18 protein-coding genes and 1 pseudogene are annotated in these 20,215 nt (G+C 70.3%); 9 read left to right on the top strand and 10 right to left on the bottom strand.

What is annotated here, in order from left to right; genetic code table 11:
- Positions 1-64: 64 nt before the first annotated feature.
- Positions 65-1,096 (bottom strand): LacI family DNA-binding transcriptional regulator, encoded by a 1,032-nt coding sequence (locus tag ACIBAF_RS05955; RefSeq protein WP_399461881.1) that lies wholly within the window; start codon positions 1,094-1,096, stop codon positions 65-67.
- A 140-nt stretch (positions 1,097-1,236) separates the two neighbouring features.
- Between ACIBAF_RS05955 and ACIBAF_RS05950 the strand changes: the two genes are divergently transcribed.
- Positions 1,237-2,061: a fumarylacetoacetate hydrolase family protein gene (locus tag ACIBAF_RS05950; RefSeq protein WP_399461880.1), complete on the top strand. Its 825-nt coding sequence runs from the start codon at positions 1,237-1,239 to the stop codon at positions 2,059-2,061.
- A 120-nt stretch (positions 2,062-2,181) separates the two neighbouring features.
- Here ACIBAF_RS05950 and ACIBAF_RS05945 read toward each other — a convergent pair whose 3' ends face one another.
- Positions 2,182-3,450 (bottom strand): MFS transporter, encoded by a 1,269-nt coding sequence (locus ACIBAF_RS05945; RefSeq protein ID WP_399461879.1) that lies wholly within the window; start codon positions 3,448-3,450, stop codon positions 2,182-2,184.
- A gap of 741 nt (positions 3,451-4,191) precedes the next feature.
- Between ACIBAF_RS05945 and ACIBAF_RS05940 the strand changes: the two genes are divergently transcribed.
- The 3 genes from ACIBAF_RS05940 to ACIBAF_RS05930 are packed head-to-tail and all read left to right on the top strand — an operon-like array spanning position 4,192 to position 6,834.
- Positions 4,192-5,187, top strand: coding sequence for a C-terminal binding protein (locus ACIBAF_RS05940; RefSeq protein WP_399461878.1), 996 nt, complete (start codon positions 4,192-4,194; stop codon positions 5,185-5,187).
- Positions 5,188-5,193: 6 nt separating this feature from the next.
- Positions 5,194-6,246 carry a phosphotransferase family protein gene (locus ACIBAF_RS05935; protein WP_399461877.1) on the top strand — a complete coding sequence of 351 codons (1,053 nt, stop codon included), beginning with the start codon at positions 5,194-5,196 and terminating at the stop codon, positions 6,244-6,246.
- 48 nt (positions 6,247-6,294) lie between these two features.
- Entirely contained in the window at positions 6,295-6,834 is a 540-nt protein-coding gene (locus tag ACIBAF_RS05930; RefSeq protein WP_399461876.1) for a cupin domain-containing protein, read from the top strand.
- Positions 6,835-6,959: 125 nt separating this feature from the next.
- Here the strand turns inward: ACIBAF_RS05930 and ACIBAF_RS05925 are convergent, their stop codons facing one another.
- From ACIBAF_RS05925 to ACIBAF_RS05900, 6 genes are all read right to left on the bottom strand, one after another.
- Positions 6,960-7,898: a hypothetical protein gene (locus ACIBAF_RS05925; RefSeq protein WP_399461875.1), complete on the bottom strand. Its 939-nt coding sequence runs from the start codon at positions 7,896-7,898 to the stop codon at positions 6,960-6,962.
- Positions 7,895-8,383 (bottom strand): hypothetical protein, encoded by a 489-nt coding sequence (locus ACIBAF_RS05920; RefSeq protein WP_399461874.1) that lies wholly within the window; start codon positions 8,381-8,383, stop codon positions 7,895-7,897. The genes ACIBAF_RS05925 and ACIBAF_RS05920 overlap by 4 nt, the downstream gene beginning before the upstream one ends.
- Positions 8,383-9,609, bottom strand: coding sequence for a macrolide family glycosyltransferase (locus ACIBAF_RS05915; protein ID WP_399461873.1), 1,227 nt, complete (start codon positions 9,607-9,609; stop codon positions 8,383-8,385). The genes ACIBAF_RS05920 and ACIBAF_RS05915 overlap by 1 nt, the downstream gene beginning before the upstream one ends.
- On the bottom strand, positions 9,606-9,809 hold the full coding sequence (locus ACIBAF_RS05910) for a hypothetical protein (protein WP_399461872.1): 204 nt from the start codon (positions 9,807-9,809) through the stop codon (positions 9,606-9,608). Before ACIBAF_RS05910 ends, ACIBAF_RS05915 begins: the two co-directional genes overlap by 4 nt.
- A 132-nt stretch (positions 9,810-9,941) precedes the next feature.
- Complete coding sequence (locus tag ACIBAF_RS05905) at positions 9,942-10,499, bottom strand: DUF5134 domain-containing protein (protein WP_399461871.1); 558 nt, start codon at positions 10,497-10,499, stop codon at positions 9,942-9,944.
- 59 nt (positions 10,500-10,558) lie between these two features.
- Positions 10,559-11,002, bottom strand: coding sequence for a cupin domain-containing protein (locus ACIBAF_RS05900; protein ID WP_399461870.1), 444 nt, complete (start codon positions 11,000-11,002; stop codon positions 10,559-10,561).
- Positions 11,003-11,634: 632 nt separating this feature from the next.
- On the opposite strand from ACIBAF_RS05900, the gene ACIBAF_RS05895 reads away from it, so the two are divergent.
- From ACIBAF_RS05895 to ACIBAF_RS05880, 4 genes are all read left to right on the top strand, one after another.
- The gene (locus ACIBAF_RS05895; RefSeq protein ID WP_399461869.1) at positions 11,635-12,549 is read left to right on the top strand and encodes an RNA polymerase sigma-70 factor; all 915 of its coding nucleotides are present in this window, start codon (positions 11,635-11,637) and stop codon (positions 12,547-12,549) included.
- 294 nt (positions 12,550-12,843) lie between these two features.
- Positions 12,844-14,544, top strand: a complete 1,701-nt coding sequence (locus tag ACIBAF_RS05890) for an FAD-binding protein (protein WP_399462113.1) — start codon at positions 12,844-12,846, stop codon at positions 14,542-14,544.
- Between the two features lie 74 nt (positions 14,545-14,618).
- Positions 14,619-15,365: an SDR family oxidoreductase gene (locus ACIBAF_RS05885; RefSeq protein ID WP_399461868.1), complete on the top strand. Its 747-nt coding sequence runs from the start codon at positions 14,619-14,621 to the stop codon at positions 15,363-15,365.
- 65 nt (positions 15,366-15,430) lie between these two features.
- Positions 15,431-15,598, top strand: coding sequence for a hypothetical protein (locus ACIBAF_RS05880; RefSeq protein WP_399461867.1), 168 nt, complete (start codon positions 15,431-15,433; stop codon positions 15,596-15,598).
- On the opposite strand, the gene ACIBAF_RS05875 is transcribed toward ACIBAF_RS05880, so the two are convergent.
- On the bottom strand, positions 15,584-16,258 hold the full coding sequence (locus tag ACIBAF_RS05875) for a sigma-70 family RNA polymerase sigma factor (protein WP_399461866.1): 675 nt from the start codon (positions 16,256-16,258) through the stop codon (positions 15,584-15,586). The genes ACIBAF_RS05880 and ACIBAF_RS05875 overlap by 15 nt on opposite strands.
- Positions 16,259-16,571: 313 nt before the next feature.
- Here ACIBAF_RS05875 and ACIBAF_RS05870 point away from each other — a divergent pair, with 313 nt between their 5' ends.
- On the top strand, positions 16,572-19,343 hold the full coding sequence (locus ACIBAF_RS05870; protein WP_399461865.1) for an AAA family ATPase: 2,772 nt from the start codon (positions 16,572-16,574) through the stop codon (positions 19,341-19,343).
- Here the strand turns inward: ACIBAF_RS05870 and ACIBAF_RS05865 are convergent.
- Positions 19,340-20,116: pseudogene (locus tag ACIBAF_RS05865) on the bottom strand (ubiquinol-cytochrome c reductase cytochrome b subunit); the annotation flags it as partial. The gene ACIBAF_RS05870 and the pseudogene ACIBAF_RS05865 sit on opposite strands and share 4 nt — an antisense overlap.
- Positions 20,117-20,215: the final 99 nt, after the last annotated feature.

Below are 20,215 nucleotides of genomic sequence, written 5' to 3'. Positions count from 1 at the left end.
ACGAAGGCTCCCTGAACGCAATGCTCCGGGAGCCTTCGCGAGTGCGGGCGGTCCCGTCCACGGCTCAACCGGTCGGGGACGGAGCCCTTCCGCCGGGGGGCGCCGTGCTGCCGCGCAGGACCAGGGATCCGGGGGAGACCGACGTGTAGGGACCGTCGTTGCCCGCCTTGGTCTTGAGCCGGCGCAGCAGCCACAGTGCGCAGCCGGTCGCCATCTCCTGGATCGGCAGGCCGATCGTGGTGAGCCCGGGGCCCCACCAGGAGAAGCCGGGCTCGTCCCCGAACCCGACCACGGACAGGTCGCCGGGCACCTCGACGCCCTGCGCGGACAACTCCTCCAGGACGCCCAGGGTGAGCTGGATCGACCCCAGGACGAGCCCGGTGGGCGCCGCCGGCTCCCGCAGGAGCCGGCGCACCGCCTCGCGCCCGTGGTGCACCGACGACGGCGGCCCCAGCACCGCGCGCCCGGCATCGACCGGAAGGCCGCCCTCCTGCAGGGCGGTGCGGAAGCCGCGCAGCCGCTCCGTGCCGGTGGGCAGCTCCTCGGGGCCGCCCAGGTACGCGACGCGGGTGTGGCCCAGCGTCACCAGGTGAGCCGTGGCCTGGCGCAGCGCCTCGTGGTCGTCCACGCCGAACCACTGCGCGCCGAGCGAGGGGTGGCGGCGCAGCAACTGCAGGTGCGGCAGGGCGCGCAGGAGCTTGACGGACTCGTTGTGCGGGCGTGCGGTGGGCACGATGATGACGCCGGCCACACGGTTCGCGGACAGCTCCCGCAGATGGCGCAGCTCCACCATCCGGTCGTCGTCGGTCTCCGAGAGCATCAGCTGGAAGCCCTCGGCCTCCATGTTCTTGGACAGCTCGTGCGCGATGGTGGAGTAGAAGCTGTTGCGGATGTCCGGGATCACCAGCGCGACCACATTGCTGGACGCGCCCCGCATCATCCGCGCCGCGCGGTTTCCGACGTACCCCATCTCCGAAGCGGCCTGCCGGACCCGGAACTTGGTCTCCTCGCTGATCCGCGCATCGTCGGCGAGTGCCCGGCCGACGGTCGAGACGGAGATCCCGAGGCGTTCGGCGATGTCCCTGGTCGTGATCACGTAAAGGGTCCCCCTCGACTCACTGGTCCCGTGCCGCCACTTTCCGTATGCCAACGATAGCATTCATCGTCGCGCTCCGTGGTCGTCCAGGCTGGGGTCGGAGCTGATCCATTCGGTTGTGCTAACGTTAGCATTGCTGGATGGACCGTGCAGCCGTCCCCGGCTGCCCAGTTGCGGAGGTGCCCGTGCGGATCGTCAGGTACGCCGTCGGCGGCGAGCGTCACTACGGAGAACTGGAAGCGGGTGACGCCAGGATCGCGCGATACGAAGGCGATCCCTACACCGGGCTGTCCCCCACGGGCCACGCCGACGAAGTCGGTGACGTGGTGATTCTCCCGCCGCTCGACCGGCCCCGGATCTTCGGATTCGCCTACAACTACGCGTCGCACATCGACGAGACCGACCGCGAGGTTCCGGAAGTTCCCGTGTGCTTCATGAAGCCGAGTACGGCGGTCATCGGACCGGGTGACGCCATCGTCTACCCGGCGGATGGCGAACTCATCCATTTCGAGGGCGAGTTGGTTGTCGTCATCGGAAAGGAGGCCCGTCATGTGAAGCCTTCCGAGGCCCATGAATACATCCTCGGCTATACGTGCGGAAATGACGTCAGCGACCGCATCGTCCAACGCAGGGAAAGCGCGTTCGGGACGCTGCTGATAGGGAAGGGGCAGGACACCTTTGCGCCCCTCGGGCCGGTCGTCGCCACCGCTCTCGACCCGTCACGACTGGCGCTGACAACCCGGGTGAACGGCATCGTCAAGCAATCGGCGAGCACGGCCGACCTCCTGCTCGCCGTTCCCGACATCGTCAGCTATCTCAGCCGTTATCTGACGCTGCTGCCCGGAGACGCGATCATGACCGGCACGCCGTCCGGCGTGGGACCGATCCGCCCCGGGGACGAGGTCGAGGTCGAGATCGAGGGCATCGGCGTCCTGCGCAACCCGGTGGTGGCCGAGAACCGCTGACCTCGGACGCCCGCCGGACGGCCACGTGCCCCGGGCCCGCCACCGCTCGACGGTGGCGGGCCCGGCGCACGTCCAGGGGGGTGCATGCTGTCCTGCCGGAAGGGCCCCGGTCGGGCTTCGCTAGCGGACCGCGTTGTTGAACCGCGAGGGATGGACGAAGACCAGGGCGGCGACGCCCACCAGCGGCAGGACCGTCACCTGCAACAACCCCGCCCGGCTCCAGCCGAAGGAGTCCACGAGGGCGGCGAAGAGCAGGCCCGAGAACGCTGCCGTTCCGTAGTAGCTGGTGACGAAGAGGCCGGCGGCGCGTCCGATCTGCTCCGGGCGTACGGCCCGCTGCATCGCGCTGTTGCTGTTGGGATAGATGAAGCCCAGCCCGAAGGCGCCCATGAGGAAGGCGAACACGCACTGCACGCCGACGCCGGCCTGTGTCTCGTAGATGCACACGGCGATGACCGAGACGGCCGACAGGCTCGCGATCAGCAGGTTGCGCTGGTTCATGCGGTCGCCGAGCCAGCCGCCGAGGACGCTCGTCATGCCGCCGAAGCCGAGCAGGCTCATCGCGAGTGCGGCCTGCCCCGCGGTGTAGTGCAGCGAGGTGATGAGGTACGTCGGGTACAGGCCGAGGAAACCGTAGACGGCCACACCGCTGACGACCGAGTGGACCGCCAGCGCGATGGTGTTGCGGTTGTAGGCGGAGGCCGGCATGAACTCGTAGGTCCTCGTCGAGACGGCCTTCGCGGTCGACTGCTCGGTCAGACCGGCTTTCACCAGGAACAGCGAAGCGGCGGCGATCAGCAGCCCGGCCGTGCCGAACAGATAGAACGGCGAGCGCCAGGTGCCGTGCATGCTCATGAGCTGCACGCCGATCAGCGGGGCGAGGAACACGCCGATGGAGTAGCCCGCGCCGATGACGCCGAAGGCGAGGCCCCGCCGATGTGCGAAGAAGGCCCCGACCGCGGCGAAGACGGCCGCGGACTGCATGCCCTCGCCGAAGCCCGAGACCACCCGGTAGAGGGTCATGTCGGCGAAACCGGTCGCCAGCGGAGTGGCCATCGTGCCCACGGAATAGATCACGATGCTGACCAGCAGCACGGTCTTGCGTCGGAAGCGGTCCAGCAGATAACCGGCGGGCAGGCCGGCCAGGGCCATGCCGAGGGTGAAGTTCGTCGCCAGCAGCCCGCCCTGCTCCAACGAGAACCCGTAATCCTGACGGATGTCGGGCAGGAGCGGGGGGAAGACCTGACGGTCCATCGCGTTGACCATGTAGGAGAGGACCACCAGCAGGAAGCCCACTGCGATCATGACCCGGGAGACGGGCGACCGGCTGCTCTCCCGGGCGCCCTCAGCGGGCACTGCATTGACGTCGACTTGCGCTGCTTGAGACATGGAGGCTCCTGGGAAGTGGTGGGCCGGGGCAGGCCGCGGCGGATTCATCGCGGGTACGGGGCCGTACGGCGATGACGAGAAGCGGTGAGTCGAACGCGGGCGTGATTCAGCCGGATACGGCGATGGGGCCGCCGACTGACGGAATGGGGGCGACGGGCTGACGCGCGGTCGGACGCCGCATGCGGAATTCAGCCGTGAATCGCTTGTCGGGGACATCCGTGGCTATGGAGTCTTCGACAGCCGGACCTCGTGCGGACCTTTTGTCGCCACGGGGTCGGCGTTGGCAGAAACCATGAGGGGAAGTCCCCGGCGCGTCAAGGTGCGTCACCGGATTTCTTCGGATGCCCTTGAATTCCCCAGGGTGACCGGGCGCCTCGGCTTCCGGGCGGGCCTGCCGCGGGGCGTCGACGACCGGCGCGTACGTCGCACGCTTGACCTGTCGAAGACTCCGAGTGCTATCGTTAGCATCGCGTGGCTGTGACAGAGTGATTCGACATGCCCCGGCATTTCGTGACCCGTTCCAGGGGCCCACCGCGGCGCCCTCACCGACCACAAGTCGGCGAGCGCCGGCATCCGACCCGAGACCACCGGCTCTCTCCACCTCGCCCACAGCGGCCCACGGCCATCGGACAACGCCGTCGGCCGCGCTCCGGGTGACAACCGAACCTGCTGACCGGACGCGACCGGGCGGGACGCCCGGCCGTCCGCATCTGCCGCACGACTCTGCGAGGACGACCTGCCATGAAACCACCGAGCCGCCCTGGCGCCGTACTGCTCACCGACCACGCCTGGCCCGACGACTCCGTCGAGCGATCGGTCATCGAGAAGGCCGGCCACATCCTCGTCACCGGCCCCGCAGAACCCGCCTCCGCGGAGGCGGTCGAGGACCTGGTCGCCGAACACCGGCCCGCCGGGATCCTCACCTGCTGGGCGCCCGTCTCCGCCACCGCGGTCCAGACGTCACCGGAGCTGAGGATCGTCGCCAGACTCGGCGTCGGACTCGACAACATCGCCGTGGACGCCGCCACCGAGCGCGGCGTGTGGGTGACCAACGTGCCGGACTACTGCGTCGAGGAGGTCTCCGACCACGCCGTCGGCATGGTGCTGGCCTGGACCCGCGGCCTGGCCCTGTTCGACCGGGACGTCCGGGCCGGCCACTGGCGCCCCGCGAGCGCCCGGCTGCGCCGACTGTCGACCCTGACCTGCGGCATCGTCGGGTACGGGCGCATCGGACGCGCCACCGCACGCAAGCTCGGCGCCTTCGGCTGCCGGATCCTCGCCCATGACCCGCACCCACCCAGGGACGCGCCCGGAGTGGAGCCGGCGGACCTGGAGGAACTGCTGCGCCACAGCGACGTGGTGATCCTGCACCTACCGCTGACGCCCGGCGCCCACCACCTCATCGGCCCCGAGCAACTGGCCCTGATGAAGCCGGGCGGCCTGCTGGTCAACGTCAGCCGCGGCGGCCTGGTGGACACCGACGCCGTCGTCAAGGCGCTGGACAGCGGGCAGTTGGACGGCGCCGCCTTCGACGTCCTGGAGAGCGAACCGACCGTCCCCGCACGACTGCTGGACCAGCCGGGCGCACTCCTCACTCCGCACGTCGCCTTCTCCTCCGACGCCTCGGTCGCCGAACTGCGCCGCCGCGCGGCCGAGGAGGTCGTACGCATCCTGGCCGGCGAGGCGCCCGCCCATGCCTGCAACAGCCCCCGCTCGCTGACCACCGGGCAGAGGTGAACGGCGATGAACCCCACCGCCCCGCAGACGAGCCCGGACCCCGCCCTGTCCGACTTCCTGGTCGCCCACAAGCTCGCAGCACCAGGAGAAGCGGCCCGCTGGACGCCCCTGGCCGGCGGCGTCTCGTCCGACCTGTGGCGGGTGGACCTGCCAGGACGTTCCCTGTGCGTCAAACGCGCCCTGGCCAAGCTCAGGGTCGCGGCGGACTGGCACGCGCCGGTGTCGCGCAACGCCTACGAATGGGCGTGGATGCGCTTCGCCTCCCGGCACCGGCCGGACAGTGTGCCCGAACTGCTGGCCCATGACCCCGAAGCCGGGCTCTTCGCGATGGCGTACCTGCCCCCCGAGCGCTACCCCACCTGGAAGGCCCAACTGCTGGCCGGCGAGGTGCGGCCGGCGACCGCGGCGGCCGTCGGGGAAACGCTCGGCGCCCTGCACACAGCGAGCGCGGGCGACGCCGCCCTCGCCACGGAGTTCGCCACCGACGACAACTTCCACGCGCTGCGCATCGAGCCGTACCTGCTGGCCACCGCCGCCGCACACCCCGGCCTGAGCGACCGCCTCCAGACCCTCGCCGACCGTACGGCCGCGACACACCTGGCCCTGGTGCACGGCGACGTCAGCCCCAAGAACATCCTCGTCGGACCGTCGGGGCCCGTGCTGCTGGACGCCGAGTGCGCCTGGTACGGGGATCCGGCCTTCGACCTGGCCTTCTGCATCAACCATCTGCTGCTCAAGAGCCTGGTGCTGCACGGGCGGCGCACCGACCTGCTGCGATCCGCCCGCGTACTGGCCGAGGAATACCTCCGGTGCGTCGACTGGGAGCCCCTGGCCGTGATCGAGGGGCGAGCCGCATCGCTCCTCCCGGCCCTGCTGCTCGCCCGCGTGGACGGCAAGTCCCCCGTGGAGTACCTCACCGACGACCGGCATCGGCTGCTCGTCCGCACAGTGGCATCGGGCCTGCTCCGAGCGCCCGCCCCGACGGTGGCAGACGTCCTGGACGCCTGGACCACCGTGCTCCAGGCCCCGACCGAGCCCCACGGCGGCCGGCTCAACTGACCCAACGGACAAGCGGGTTCTACAGGCGGCCCGACCGAGGAGAGACACATGCGAGACATGCGCAGAGTCGTCACCGGACACGACGAGAACGGCAAGTCGGTCGTCATCAGCGACGGCCCCGTCCCACGCAGCCGCGAGTTCACCAGTCTGCCGGGCTGGGTGTCCCGCCTGCCCTGGGCCACCGAGCCCGGCCCGCAGGTCAGCAGAACCGGGGAGGACCCCACGCCGAAGGTCACGAACCTGCTCCCGGCTCCCGGCGGCACACGGTTCATCGTGCTGACCTTCCCGCCGGACACCGCGCTGGCCGACCCGGCGTTCGACCCCGTCGCCTTCGACCGCGAGCAACGGGCCGACTCGCCCGGCATCGCAGACCTCATCGAGCCCGACGGCATGCACACGACGCCGACCGTGGACTACGGCATCGTGCTGCAGGGCGAGATCGTCCTCGAACTCGACGGCGGCCACTGCACCCGGCTCTCGGCCGGGGACATCGTGATCCAGAACGGCACCCGGCACGCCTGGCGCAACCACAGCGACGAACCGGCCACGATGGCCTTCGTCCTCATCGGAGCCGAGCGCGACGGTTGAGCCACGGCCGCGGAAGACGCCGGAGCCGGTTCACGGGCCGTGGACGACTCCGAGACCGCGAGAGCGGCCACGGCCCAGGCTGTGGGCCGCCAGGACCGCGGACAGGCGGCGAGAAACAGGGAGCGTCATGGCAGCGGGTCGCCTGGCACGAGGGCAGAGCCGTGGTGGGCGCGGATGACCGCGATGACCGTGTCGGCGGTGCGGTCGAGGTGGCTGCGGCCGTCAGGCAGCAGAGCCGTCGGGCTGATGTAGCTCTGCGGACCGAAGTGAGTGGCAGGGTCGAGCCGATGCACGGTGATCTTCCCCGCGCGCACGGCCCGGTTCCATCCGCTACGGCGGAACAGCCGCCAGCGCTGAGGGAAGATCCAGGCGGCGATCTGCTCGATCCGGTCGTTCGCGCTGGTGAGCTGATGCAGGTGCTCGGCACGGGAGAGGTCGTTGGCTCCGTTGTGGAACCCACCGAGCGTGATCAGCAGGAGCGGGCAGCGCAACTGGGTGTGCAGCTCGTCAACCGCGCCCGTGGCGACCTGGGCGCCGCCGCTGTAGCTGAGCAGCACCACGGGCGTACCGCTGTCGGGCCGGTAGCCGGCGAGCCGGAGCTGAGTGGCGATCTGGGAGCCGACAGCCCGGTTGTACAGGGGCCGGTAGCGGTGGTCGGCCGCGACGAAGGTCTGCACGACGTTGTGCAGGAACAGCAGCAGCCCGATGTGGCGGCGCAGCCACGCCCACACCCGCCTGTCGGCAAGCGGGTCGGCCAGTGGTGAATAGGGCTGCACCTGTCCCAGCACCCGAAGCTCCGGCGCTCCCGCGATCAGGGCCTGGACCAGCTGGCCGCCGTCCCGGCTGTCACGTACGCGGCGTTTGCCAATGCCGTCGAGGTAGACCAGGTAGGCGCCCGGCGGGCTGTCAGGGGCCGCGCCCCGGGCGTAGGGAACGCCTTCCGGGAGCTCGTCGACAGGGGCCCGCCAGCCGGCGCCATAGGCCAGAAGCTCATAACGGGCCAGCAGGGCTTCGGCCAGCAGAGCAGGCCCGACCAAGCAGGCCCAGAGCAAGAAACCGTTCATGTGATCGCCTCCGGTGCCTCGGTCGCACTGATCCTCACGACAAGACGCCGAACGGTTTCCACAGCGAGACCGAGTGCGGCCCCGGCGACGGCGACGCAACCGGCCGCGCTCCACCAGCCCAGCCCGCTCTCCGCGGTGAGCGGGCCGACGAGACCGGCCCCGACCCCCACGAAGAGCACCAGGTGGAACAGCGGACCGAGCAACGGGAAGGCGAGGACCGCGGCGAGCACCAGCGGGGCGACCACGCCCGGGGTCCACACCAGGCCCGTTCCCGGCGGGGGCGAGGCCAGCACCAAGTCGGCCACGGTCCACGCGGTCAGCGGCCACAGCGCGAAGACCACACCTTCGACGAGGCCGGCGGGCAGCAGCAACGCGGCCACGAGAGTGCGCGGCATACCGGGCCGGCGTGCCACCAGAGGCAGGATGCGGCCGGCGGCCTCTGACAGCCCGGCGAACAGCAGCAGGACGAAGACGGCGGGGGACATCACTCGGCCTCGCTGTGCCGGACCGGCAAAGACGGCTGACCGGTCGAGCCGGCCGCGTGCAGATACCGCTCGAGTTCGTCGGCGGCGCGCTGGTATCCCCCCGCCTCGCGCTGGGCGACCTGCAGGGCGCGGGCGGCTGTTCGGAACCGGGGGTCGTGGAGCAGCTGCCGGGCGAGGGCGTGCGCCGAGCCCCTTGCGACGTCCTGGGTACGGATCGACAGACCGGCGCCGAGCTCCACGATGCGCCGGGCGACCATCGGCTGATCGGCGCCCTGGGGGACCACCAGCAGCGGAACCCCGGCGTACAGGGCCTCGTTGACGCTGTTCATCCCGCCGTGGGTGACGAACAGCGCCGCGCGGGCCAGCACCTCCGGCTGTGGCACGAAGCGACGGGCGAGCACGTTGGCCGGCAACGGGCCCAGCGTCTCGGGATCGGTCTGCCCGGTGGAGACGACCACGGTGCCGCCCAGCGGGGCGAGCGCGGTGGCCAGGGCGCGCAGCAGCCGAGGGGCGGCGTTGAACACCGTGCCCAGTGAGGCGAACAGCACGGGGTCCCGCAGCCGATCGGCCGGGAACGACGGGTCGGCCGGCCGGGCGCCGATGCTTGGGCCGACGAACCGGTAGGACTGGTCGAAGCCGTCGACGGCGGGCTGGAACGCCCGTGAGGTGTAGACCAGGTTGAGCGGCTGGCGGATGTTCGCCAGGTCGAGCAGAGGCAACCCACGTGCGTCGAAGCGGCGGTGCAGCGCCCAGCGGGACCGCAGGTAGCCCCGGACACTGCGGGGCTGAGCCGTCGCCGCGGTCAGCAGGTCCCAGGAGCCGCGGGTGGGGCTGGGGACATGCCGGTCCAGGGCGAACGTGGTGAACGAGGAGGCTGCCGGCACCCCGAGTTCACGGGCGGCCACCGCGCCCCACAGACAGGCACTGTCGTGGACGATCAGGTCGGGCCGCTCGCGGCGCAGGTCGGTGAGCACAGCGGGCAGCAAGTGGACGGCGGTGCTCGCGAGCGACTCCATCCACGAGACCGGAGTCGGCGGATCGGGGAACGGCTGATCACCCCCGGGGTACAGGTACACGGTCGCGCCGGTCGCCTCGATCTCCGCACGGAACGCGGGCGAGGTGTGGTACGTGACGGCGTGGCCGCGCCGGACGAGCTCGGCCACGACCGGCAGCGTCGGGTTGACATGCCCGTGCATGCCGATGCTGAGGAACGCGATGGTGCTCACAGGCCGACCTCCGCCAGGGAAGAAATGGATGCCTGGCCCGGGCCTGCCGAGGTCGCCGAGGATTCGTCGACCCGGTACAGCCCCGGCCCACTGATGAACAGCCCGTCCAGAAACAGCTCCGCCGCGGTGCACGCGGTGCACGCGGTGCACGCGGTGCCCGGGACGTAGGCGTGGGCGCCCACCGAGGTTCCGATGATCATGTCCGGGAGCCGCCTTTCTCGCCATGGGCGCCGAATCGGACTGGTTCTCCCACTAGGACCGGACTGCTACACGATGTGTGACACCGTTGGGCACCGGCTGTCCAGGAAGACATGGTTGTCCTGTGTTCAGTGTCAGTGGTGCATGAGCAGCATGATGGCCGTGCCCATCGCCGTCGATCCGTGCCAGAAGCGGTCGCAGGGCCCGCCGAGGTCGGTGGAGACGCCCACGCCGCCCTGCGTTCCGCGCAGTGTGGGCATATCCCGGGTCAGCGACAGGAGAGCGTAGGCCAGCAGACAGAGCGTCAGCACACCGGTGACCACGTCGTCGGTCCCCGCCTCCGCGACGCCGCCGTGCCGCACCGGCATCCACGCCATGGCGGCCATGCCGACCGCTTGGGGTGACCTGCGCACGAGGCCGGCCGATCCGGGGCCGCGGCGGCTGACGACAGCGGTCAACGGGAACCACAGCGCCGCGGCGGCGAAGAAGAGGGTCGTCCGCCCCGGCGGCTCTTCGCCGATCGGGTGCCACGGCATCACCGCCATGGCCGACGCCATGACGGTGTGCAGGAGAGTGTCGCCTCGGCCGAGCCATCCGGGGCCGCGTGGCAGCACGACATGCCAGAGCGCGTAGACAGCCGCGGCCGCGAACAGCGCTGTCAGCATGCCGTTCACGACATCAGTGGCGCTCATGCCGCACCGTGCCTCCCGCGGACGGACGGTCTCCTCGCAACCGGCTGGTACGGGGGCGGTCAGCCGGTGGGCCGTGGGGCGCGGCGAGGGGCCCGCTGGGCCAGTTCCTCCTCCTCGACCAGTTCGAGCATGGGCTTGCCCGGCGCGCACAGCATCGTCACGACGAACCGCGTGCGCGCGTCGGGCAGCGCGTTGCCGTCCTGGTAGTGGATCGCGTCGCCGCCGGGCTCCCAGAACGTCCCGCCCGCCTCGATCACGCGCTCGGGCTCGCCTTCCATCTCGAAACGGACGGCGCCCTCGACGACGTAGCCGAACGCCGGTCCCGTGTGGCGGTGGGGCGGGGTTCCCGGATCTCCGGGCTCCCACTCGACGAAAATGGTCATAGCCGACGCGCCCTCGGGGACGGTGAGCGGAGCGGTGTCCTGCAGCAGGTTCGCCGCCGTCTTCCAGCCCTTTGACCGGGTCTGCACTCCGGTCCCCTGCGCTGAGTCCTTGTCCGACATGGGTCGGCCTCCCTTGGATTCACACCCGGCCATGGCCGCCATGGCCGTCTCCAGTGATGACCGGGCTCCGGACGGATCTGTGACACGCGCGACCACATCAGTGTCACAACATTGGTACGAGTCCTGGTCCTAGGTGTTGTGGGGGACCGGCAACACCGTCGCCTCACGAAGCCGTCAGCCACCGGGGTCACCGACCCCTCCACGGGAAGGGGCCCGGAATGCGGTCGTGCGCGTGTCACGCCGCGCGGGCGCCGGGCGGGTCACGCTGATGAGTCTCCTGGAGTCGCGGGTCCCCGTGCACGCGGTGGAGCCCGCCCGGTCGATGCGCACCTCGCTGATGACGCGCCTGGCGTCCCTGGGCGCGGAGCTCACGACACGGGTGACCGTGCACCCGCAGACGCTCGACGAGACGGGGCTGCACGGGGTCGCCGACGTGGCCGTGTGCCACAACACCGTCGCCTGTGTACCAGCAGCGGGTGCTGATGGCGGGCGTGCTCGTGGCCCTGGTGCTGCGCGCGGTGTTCATCGCCGCCGGAGCGGCGATCATCTCGTCGTTCTCCTGGGCGTCGTGATCCGCCCGCATATCATGGGCAGGCGTTTGCGGGAACGGGTCGGAACTGAAGGCGGCACGCATGGGCATGCGGGACGGCACGGACTCCCTCCATGGCGCGGACTCCCTCGACGAGGCGACGAAGGTGTTCATGGCGGTGCGGCCCCAGCTCTACGGCATCGCCTACCGCGTCCTCGGCAGCACCGCGGAGGCCGAGGACATCCTCCAGGAGGCGTGGCTGCGCTGGCAGCACACCGACCGTGTCGCGGTCCGCGAGCCGAAGGCCTTCCTCGCCACCGTCACCGCCAGGCTGGCGATCAACCTGGCCCAGTCCGCCAGGGTGCGGCGCGAGTCGTACACCGGTCCCTGGCTGCCGGAGCCGATCGACACGCGCGCCGATCCGCAGTTGGGCGCGGAGCGGGCCGAGGCGCTCGACCTGGCGGTTCTCTTCCTGCTGGAGAAGCTGAACCCCGTGGAGCGGGCCGCCTATGTGCTGCGGGAAGCCTTCGACTACCCGTACCAGCAGATCGCGGACATGCTGGAGACCAACGAGACCAACACGCGCCAGCTGGTGAGCCGCGCGCGCAAGCGCATCTCCTCGGAGCGCCGCAAGCCCGTCGACGCCACCGAGCACCGACGGCTCATGGAGGTGTTTCTCGCAGCGGCGCAGACCGGCGATCTGGCCGTGCTGGAGGACATCCTCACCGAGGACGTGGTGAGCTACACCGACGGGAACGGGTTGCGCGGGGCGTCCCGGATTCCGGTCGTCGGCCCGGTGCACGTCTCCAGGTACCTCGCCGCCTTCGGTCCGCGCTTCTGGCCGCACAAGGAGATCGAGTGGGTCGAGGCCAACGGTGGGCCCGCCGCTCTCGTCTCGGACGGCGGGACGCCGGTGGTCCTGCTGACCCTCGACATCTCGGAGCGCGGCATCGAGCGGGCCATGTGGGTCATGAACCCGGAGAAGCTGACACGTTACGTGGCATCGCTGGGCGCCTGAACGGGCCGGGTCGTCACACCACCGGGCACTCGTCGGTCACCCAGTGGTCCGAGACCCCACACACAGCAGCTGTTCGCCGCCGGGTTCGCGGCCTGTTTCCACGGCGCGCCGATTCTCGTCGCACGCCAGGCCGCGCTCGACCCCGCACATCGACCTGGTCGTCGACTGGCCGGCCCACACCGGCCTCCTGAAGGCCGGCCGGTGTCACAGATCGCGGGACTGTCCGGTCGTACTGGATGAAGACCCCAGCGATCGGAGTGGACCGTGCCCGTCACCGAACAACGTCTCGCCACCATGGTGCTGGTGATCGGCACCGGAGGTGCCGGTCTGCGCGCGGCGATCGAACTGGCCGAGGCCGGCATCGACGTCCTGGCCGTCGGCAAGCGCCCCAAGGAGGACGCCCATACGGCACTGGCGGCCGGCGGCATCAACGCGGCACTGGCCACCATGGACCCGGAGGACAGCTGGCAGCAGCACGCCGCCGACACCCTCAAGGAGAGCTACCTGCTCGCCGATCCCCGCACCGTGGAGATCGTCACCCAGGGCGCCGCCCGGGGCATCGACGACCTGGAGCGCTACGGCATGGCCTTCGCCCGCGAGGACGACGGCCGGATCTCGCAGCGCTTCTTCGGCGCGCACAAGTTCCGCCGGACCGCGTTCGCCGGTGACTACACAGGCCTGGAGATCCAGCGCACGCTGATCAGGCGTGCCGAACAGCTCGACATCCCGGTGCTGGAGGGGGTGTACATCACCCGGCTGCTGGTGCACGAGGGCGCCGCGTTCGGCGCCTATGGCTTCGACCTCACCAGCGGCAGGCGTTACCTGATCCACGCCGACGCGGTCATCCTCGCGGCAGGCGGCCACACCCGTATCTGGCGGCGCACCTCCTCGCGGCGGGACGAGAACACGGGCGACTCCTTCCGGCTGGCCGTGGAGGCCGGCGCCCGGCTGCGGGACGCCGAGCTGGTGCAGTTCCATCCGTCCGGGATCATCGAGCCGGAGAACGCGGCCGGCACCCTGGTCAGCGAGGCCGCCCGGGGCGAGGGCGGGATCCTGCGCAACGCGCTCGGGGAACGCTTCATGGCCCGCTACGACCCCGAGCGCATGGAGCTGTCCACCCGCGACCGCGTGGCCCTGGCCGCGTACACCGAGATCAAGGAAGGCCGGGGCACGCCCAACGGAGGTGTGTGGCTCGACGTCTCGCACCTGCCCCGGCAGACGATCATGACGCGGCTGCCCCGCGTCTACCAGACCCTGCTGGACCTGCAGATGCTGGACATCACCCGCGAGCCGATCGAGATCGCGCCCACCGCGCACTACTCGATGGGCGGGGTGTGGGTGCGCCCGGGCGACCACAGCACGGACGTGCGGGGCCTGTATGCCATCGGTGAGGCGTCGAGCGGGCTGCACGGCGCCAACCGCCTCGGCGGGAACAGCCTCATCGAGCTGCTGGTGTTCGGCCGCCTCACCGGACAGGCCGCCGCCGCTTACTCACGGTCCCTGGAGGCGCAGCCGCGGTCGGCGTCCGCCATCGCGCAGGCCCGCGCGGAGATCGACGAGCTCCTCGCTGCCGACGGGCCGGAGAACGTGCGTGCCCTGCAACGCGCCATCCGCAACACCATGACCGAGCACGCCGGTGTCGTACGCGACGAAGACGGACTGCGCGCGGGACTGGCGGAACTCGCGGTGATCGAGAAGAGGATGCAGGACGTCGGTATCCACCCGGACATCGCCGGCTACCAGGACCTCGCGCACGCCTTCGACCTCAAGTCCGCCGCGCTAGCCGCCCGGGCCACCCTCGAATCGGCGCTGGAGCGCCGCGAGACGCGTGGCTGTCACAACCGCAGCGACTACCCCGGCCTGGATTCCGCTCTACAGGTGAATCTCGTGTGGTCCCCCACGACGGGTGTCACCCGCGAAGGAATTCCGGCCGTCCCCGACGAGATTTCCCCCCTCATGGAGGAAGTCTCGACCACGGGAAAACTGGTCGAATAGAAGGTGTCACAAACAGACCCGGTGCCCGGTCTCTACTGACACAGGCATCAGGAAAACTCGAAAGGAATTCCGTCATGAAGGTCGTAGTGATCGGTGGAACCGGGCTCATCGGCTCGAAGGTGGTCGCCGGGCTCGGCGAGCACGGGCACGAGGCGGTCGCGGCGTCGCCCAACACCGGCGTCAACACCATTACGGGCGAGGGGCTGGCCGAGGTCCTGGAGGGTGCGTCGGTGGTGGTCGACGTGTCGAACTCGCCCTCGTTCGAGGACGAGGCGGTCATGCAGTTCTTCCGCACCTCGACGACCCATCTGCTGAAGGCCGAGAGCCAGGCCGGCGTGGCGCATCACGTGGCGCTGTCCGTGGTCGGCACCGACCGCCTCCAGGGCAGCGGGTACTTCCGCGCCAAGCAGGTCCAGGAAGACCTGATCAAGGCGTCCGGCAACCCCTACTCCATCGTCCACGCCACCCAGTTCTTCGAGTTCGCCAAGGGCCTCGCCGACGGCGTCACCCAGGGGGACACCGTGCACCTGCCCGATGCCAGCATCCAGCCCATCGTCTCGGACGACGTGGCCGCGGCCGTCGCCCGCACCGCGGTCGGCGCACCGGTGGACGGCGTGGTGGAGGTCGGCGGCCCCGACGTGTTCCAGCTGGAGGAGTTCATCCGCATGGGGCTGACCGCCCTGGACGACCCGCGCAAGATCGTCACGGACCCACAGGCGACGTACTGGGGCGCCCCGCTGCAGGAGAACACGCTCCTGCCCGGCCCGGACGCACACATCGCAAAGACCCGGTTCGCCGACTGGCTCGCGCAGCAGAAGTAATTTCTCGGGGTGGCCCTCACCGGAAGGAGAGGGCCACCCCATGCATGCACATTCATGGAGACACGATGTCCCTGATCGATGAGGACCGCGTCGACCTCGCTGCCACATTCCTGTCGCTGACCGCCGAAGCCGCCGAGCTTCGTATCCGGGTCACGGAACTTCGCCAGGAACTCGCGGATCTCGGCGACCGCATGAACGTCATCTCGACCGCACTGCGATCAACGAGATCCTGATCCGCCCGCATCGGTCGACAGCATCCTTTCCAGATGCCCGAGGTCACCGGTCTGCGCTGCCGAGAAGAACGCCTGAACGAGACGCCGGTGCGCGACGGAGTCGACCGGCTGCCTGCGGTGGTCCCCGGTGAGACGCCGCTGGGCGCGAGCAACCTGCTGCCTCGTGTTGACGACGCTCAGGTGCAAAATCTCGGCGATCCGGTCGTACGGGTAGCCGAACCCCTCCCTCAGGACGTACGCCGCACGTTGCCGCGGCGTCAGGGTCTCCATCATCAGGAGGACCGCTCGCTCGACGGCGTCCTGACGCTCGGCCACCGCTTCGGGGTTCGCGTCGTAGTCCGTCCGCTCGGGGAGCGAGGGGCCGACGCACGACTCCCGGCGCTTCCAGGCGGACTGGACGACGTTGACTGCCAGCCGGACGGCGGTCGTCCTGAGCAGTGCCGACGGGTTGGAGACAGCCGTGCGGTCGGCGCCCTGCCACCGCAGCCACGTCTCCTGGATGACGTCCTCGGCCTCGTGCGCGTTCCCGACGATCTGCCTGGCGAGGGTGAGCAGTCCGGGCCTGGCCCGTACGAACACCCAGATCGCGTCGTCCAGCGCGATGACGGACGTGCCCGCCGTCTCCCGGCTCTGCCTGATCTCGGTCAGATGTGTGTCCACGTCCGGCTCCTCTGCCTCGTGGGTCAGCAGCTCGAAGGGCAGCCGGCACCAATGTCGCGCCGGAGGTCAGCCCGGCGCGCCCTTGGAAGGCCGTAGGGGACTGCGTGGTCCTGCCGTGGGAGGTCCGTGGCCGACTCGTCCGGCCGTCGTTCCGGGCAGCGCTCGACCCACTGCGTTCGGTCAAAGCCGAAAGTTCTCCGCTTTCGCAGCCGTTTACGATGGATCAGGTTCGCCTCGGCCGCACCGCGGCCGCAGTGATCCGGCAACGCACCGGCCAACGCGCCGCCGGGAGGATCTGACGCGGGAGACTGCCATGACGAGCCGCGGTTCCGGAGCAGGGCTCCTCGACAGACGGAACGAGCGTCGGGCCCTCGACGACCTGCTGGCCGGCGCCAGGGACGGGCGCAGCGGAGTCCTGGTCCTGCGTGGCGAGGCGGGGATCGGAAAGACCGAGCTGCTGAAGTACCTGCTGGGGCGGGCCACCGGAAACCGGACCGTCAGCGCTGTCGGCGTGCAGTCCGAGATGGAGCTCTCCTACGCCGGCCTGCACCAGCTCTGTGCGCCACTGCTGTCGGGACTCGACAACCTGCCGGAGCCTCAACGCGACGCACTGCGCACGGCGTTCGGGCTGCAGGGCGGAGCCACGCCCGACCGGTTCCTGGTGGGACTGGCCACGCTGAGCCTCCTCTCGGACGCCGGCGGGAGTGAGCCGCTGGTCTGCGTCGTCGACGACGCGCAGTGGCTGGACCGCGTCTCCGCACAGACCCTGGAGTTCGTCGCCCGCAGGCTGCTCGCGGAATCGGTCGTGCTCGCCGTCGCCGTGCGTGAGCCCATCACCGGTGAGATGTTCACAGGCCTCCCCGAACTGCCCGTGACCGGGCTGTTCGAGGACGACTCCCGAAAGCTTCTCGCCTCGGTCGTCACCGGCCCGCTCGACCGCAAGGTGCGTGACCGCATCGTCGCGGAGACCCGCGGCAACCCACTTGCCCTGATCGAGCTGCCCCACACGCTCACGGCGTTGGACCTGACCAGCGACTTCGGACGCGCCGCCGCAGGGCCTGTGTCGAACCGGCTGGAGCAGGACTTTCTACGCCGCGTCAGGGCGCTGCCGGCCGAGACGCAACGTCTGCTGCTCCTCGCCGCTGCCGAGCCGGTCGGCGACGTGACGCTGCTCAGGCGGGCGGCGGAGCGGCTGGGGATCGCCGTGGACGCGGCCGCGGCGGACGCCGAGGCGTCGGGGTTGATCACCCTCGGCGCCTGGGCGCGCTTCCGTCACCCGCTGGTGCGTTCGGCGGCCTATCGAGGGGCAGCCCCGGACGACCTGCGCGAGGTGCACAGAGCCCTGGCGGATGTGACCGACGCCGGGCTCGATCCGGACCGTCGGGCATGGCATCTGGCGCGTGCGACGACGGGACCCGACGAGGCGGTGGCCGCCGAGCTGGAGCGTTCGGCGGACCGGGCGCGGGCGCGTGGCGGAGCCGCCGCGGCGGCGGCCTTTCTGGACCGGGCCGCCCAGCTGACACCCGACCCCGCGCGCCGTGGAACCAGGGCACTGGCGGCGGCGGAGGCCAAGTACCAGGCCGGTGCCTTCGACGTCGCGCGGGAGCTGGCGGGCGCGGCCGAGCTGGGACCCCTCGACGATTTCGGAGTCGCCCGGTCGACGCTCCTGCGCGGTCGGATCATGACCGCGTCCAACAGCGCCGGCGCCGGCCTGCCGCTGCTGCTCGAAGCGGCCCGGCGACTGGAACCGCTCGACGCCGGGCTCGCCCGTGAGACGTACCGGGACGCGATCTACGCGGCCCTCACCGCCGGCCGGCTGCCACACGGCAAGGGGATCCCCGAAGTGGCCCAGGCCATTCTCGCCACACCCACGCCCGCCGAACCGACGCGCGACGACCTCCTTCTGGACGGCCAGGCGCGGCTGATCACACAGGGCTATGCCGCGGGCGCACCACTGCTGCGTCAGGCGCTGGCCGCGTTCCGTGCCGAGCAGATCCCGCCGAAGGAAGGGCTCGGCTGGCTCCCGCTCGCATGCCGCCTGGCCCACAGCACATGGGACTTCGAGAGCTGGTCCGTGCTCTCGGCACGGTTGGTCGACCTCGCACGCGAGACGGGAGCCCTCTCGGTGCTGCCGTCGGCACTGCTGCTCCGTCTGTCGAACCGGGTCTTCGCCGGTGATCTCGCCGGCGCCGGCTCTCTGGTCGCGGAGGCGACGGCGATCGGTGAGGCGACCGGCAGCAGCTTCTTCGCGCACTACAGCGCGCTGGTCGTCGAGCCCTGGAAGGGCAGGGAGGCCACGACCCGGCAGGCGATCGACGCGGTCACCCAGGACCTCCTCCTGCGCGGGGAAGGCAAGGTGGAGACCGCCACGCAGTGGGCTGCAGCAGTGCTCTACAACGGCCTCGGCAGGTACGCGGAGGCGTATGCGGCCGCTCTGCGGGGTTGCGAGAATCCGCAGGAACTCGGGCTCTCCCTCCAGTCCACGGTGGAGCTGATCGAGGCTTCCGTACGACTGGGCAGACCCACGGAGGCAGCCGCGGCGGTGCGCGGAATCAGCGACATGGCGCAGGCCAGCGGGACCGAGTGGGCTCTTGGCACCGCTGCCGGCGTCCGTGCTCTGGTGAGCGAGGGGCAGATCGCCGATGCTCTCTACCGTGAGGCGACCGAGCGGCTCGGCGGCACGGGCGTGCGGATGGATCTCGCCCGGACCCACCTGCTGTACGGGGAATGGCTGCGCCGCGAGAACCGCCGAGCCGACGCCCGTGCGCACCTGGGCATCGCCCACGACATGCTCAGCCACATCGGAGCCGAGGCCTTCGCCGAGCGCGCGCGCCGCGAACTCCAGGCGACGGGAGCGCGGGTCCGCAAGCATCCCGCCGCTGCGCAGACGGCCCTCACCCCTCAGGAGGAGCAGATCGCCCGCCTGGTCCGGGACGGTCTCACGAATCCCGAGATCGGCGCCCAGTTGTTCATCAGCCCGCACACCGTGGAATGGCACCTGCGCAAGGTGTTCTCGAAGCTCGGCATCACCTCCCGCAAGGAGATCCGCACCATACGGCTGGCGGGCGAGGCGGCGTCGGCCTAGACATGGTCGTCGGTGCGCCCCCTCTTCAGCGCCTGGTTGCGCCCCCTCTCCAGCGCCTGGTATTCCTGCGCGGTCGGCTTGGCGATCTGCGTACCTTCTCCGTAAAGGATCACGCTGATCCGGGAACGCAGCTGCTGGGAAAGGCGGACACCGGGACCGATCGGCTTGTACTGCTCGTGCTGGGTGAGGATGTGGAGTTTTTCCTGACGCAGTGGCTCGTGCACCTCGATGAATTCGCCGTCGGGCAGGCGTTTGACGATGCCGGTCTCGCGTCCGTGCAGCACTTTGTCGCGGTCGCTGCGCTGAAGGCCGAGCGCCAGCCGTTTGGTCAGCACATAAGCCGCGACAGGAACGACGAAGAGTCCGATGCGGACCGCCCATGTCACCGACTCGACCGAGACATGGAAGCGGATGGCGATGATGTCGTTCGCGGCGCCGCCCAAGGACACCAGGTAGAAACTGAGCCATGCGACACCCAGTGCCGTCCGCACGGGACGGTTGCGCGGGCGGTCCAGGAGGTGCTGCTCGCGCGTGTCACCCGTCGCCCAGGACTCGACGAACGGATACAGGCCCAGGGCGAGGAAGAGACCGACGCCCACGGTCAACGGAATCAGGTTGTCGAGCGCCAGGGTGTGACCCCAGACGTCGACTTCCCAGCCCGGCATCACCCGAAGCAGTCCGTCCGCCACGCCCATGTACCAGTCGGGCTGCGACCCGGCCGAAACCTGGTCGGCGCGGTAGGGCCCGTACTGCCAGACGGGGTTGATCTGCGCGGCCTGAGGTTCCCCCGAGATGCGGAGTGTGTTGACAGAGGGTCAGATGGTTCTCATGAGAGGAACATCGACCATGGCCGCCCCCAGAAAGTACTCGCT

It is taken from the genome of Streptomyces sp. NPDC051677, from assembly GCF_044453465.1.
In the GTDB taxonomy this organism is placed as follows: Bacteria; Actinomycetota; Actinomycetes; order Streptomycetales; family Streptomycetaceae; genus Streptomyces.
Note: the sequence above shows the minus strand (reverse complement) of the source record. Positions and strands in the feature narration are given on the sequence as shown.

What these genes read in the sequence shown, in the direction of transcription:
- ACIBAF_RS05870 (WP_399461865.1), top strand. Translation starts at nt 16,572, where the DNA reads ATGACGAGCCGCGGTTCCGGAGCAGGGCTCCTCGACAGACGGAACGAG.
- ACIBAF_RS05880 (WP_399461867.1), top strand. Translation starts at nt 15,431, where the DNA reads ATGTCCCTGATCGATGAGGACCGCGTCGACCTCGCTGCCACATTCCTG.
- ACIBAF_RS05945 (WP_399461879.1), bottom strand. Translation starts at nt 3,450, where the DNA reads ATGTCTCAAGCAGCGCAAGTCGACGTCAATGCAGTGCCCGCTGAGGGC.
- ACIBAF_RS05905 (WP_399461871.1), bottom strand. Translation starts at nt 10,499, where the DNA reads ATGAGCGCCACTGATGTCGTGAACGGCATGCTGACAGCGCTGTTCGCG.
- ACIBAF_RS05930 (WP_399461876.1), top strand. Translation starts at nt 6,295, where the DNA reads ATGCGAGACATGCGCAGAGTCGTCACCGGACACGACGAGAACGGCAAG.
- ACIBAF_RS05925 (WP_399461875.1), bottom strand. Translation starts at nt 7,898, where the DNA reads ATGAACGGTTTCTTGCTCTGGGCCTGCTTGGTCGGGCCTGCTCTGCTG.
- ACIBAF_RS05910 (WP_399461872.1), bottom strand. Translation starts at nt 9,809, where the DNA reads ATGATCATCGGAACCTCGGTGGGCGCCCACGCCTACGTCCCGGGCACC.
- ACIBAF_RS05900 (WP_399461870.1), bottom strand. Translation starts at nt 11,002, where the DNA reads ATGTCGGACAAGGACTCAGCGCAGGGGACCGGAGTGCAGACCCGGTCA.
- ACIBAF_RS05885 (WP_399461868.1), top strand. Translation starts at nt 14,619, where the DNA reads ATGAAGGTCGTAGTGATCGGTGGAACCGGGCTCATCGGCTCGAAGGTG.
- ACIBAF_RS05935 (WP_399461877.1), top strand. Translation starts at nt 5,194, where the DNA reads ATGAACCCCACCGCCCCGCAGACGAGCCCGGACCCCGCCCTGTCCGAC.
- ACIBAF_RS05940 (WP_399461878.1), top strand. Translation starts at nt 4,192, where the DNA reads ATGAAACCACCGAGCCGCCCTGGCGCCGTACTGCTCACCGACCACGCC.
- ACIBAF_RS05895 (WP_399461869.1), top strand. Translation starts at nt 11,635, where the DNA reads ATGGGCATGCGGGACGGCACGGACTCCCTCCATGGCGCGGACTCCCTC.
- ACIBAF_RS05890 (WP_399462113.1), top strand. Translation starts at nt 12,844, where the DNA reads ATGGTGCTGGTGATCGGCACCGGAGGTGCCGGTCTGCGCGCGGCGATC.
- ACIBAF_RS05920 (WP_399461874.1), bottom strand. Translation starts at nt 8,383, where the DNA reads ATGTCCCCCGCCGTCTTCGTCCTGCTGCTGTTCGCCGGGCTGTCAGAG.
- ACIBAF_RS05950 (WP_399461880.1), top strand. Translation starts at nt 1,237, where the DNA reads ATGGACCGTGCAGCCGTCCCCGGCTGCCCAGTTGCGGAGGTGCCCGTG.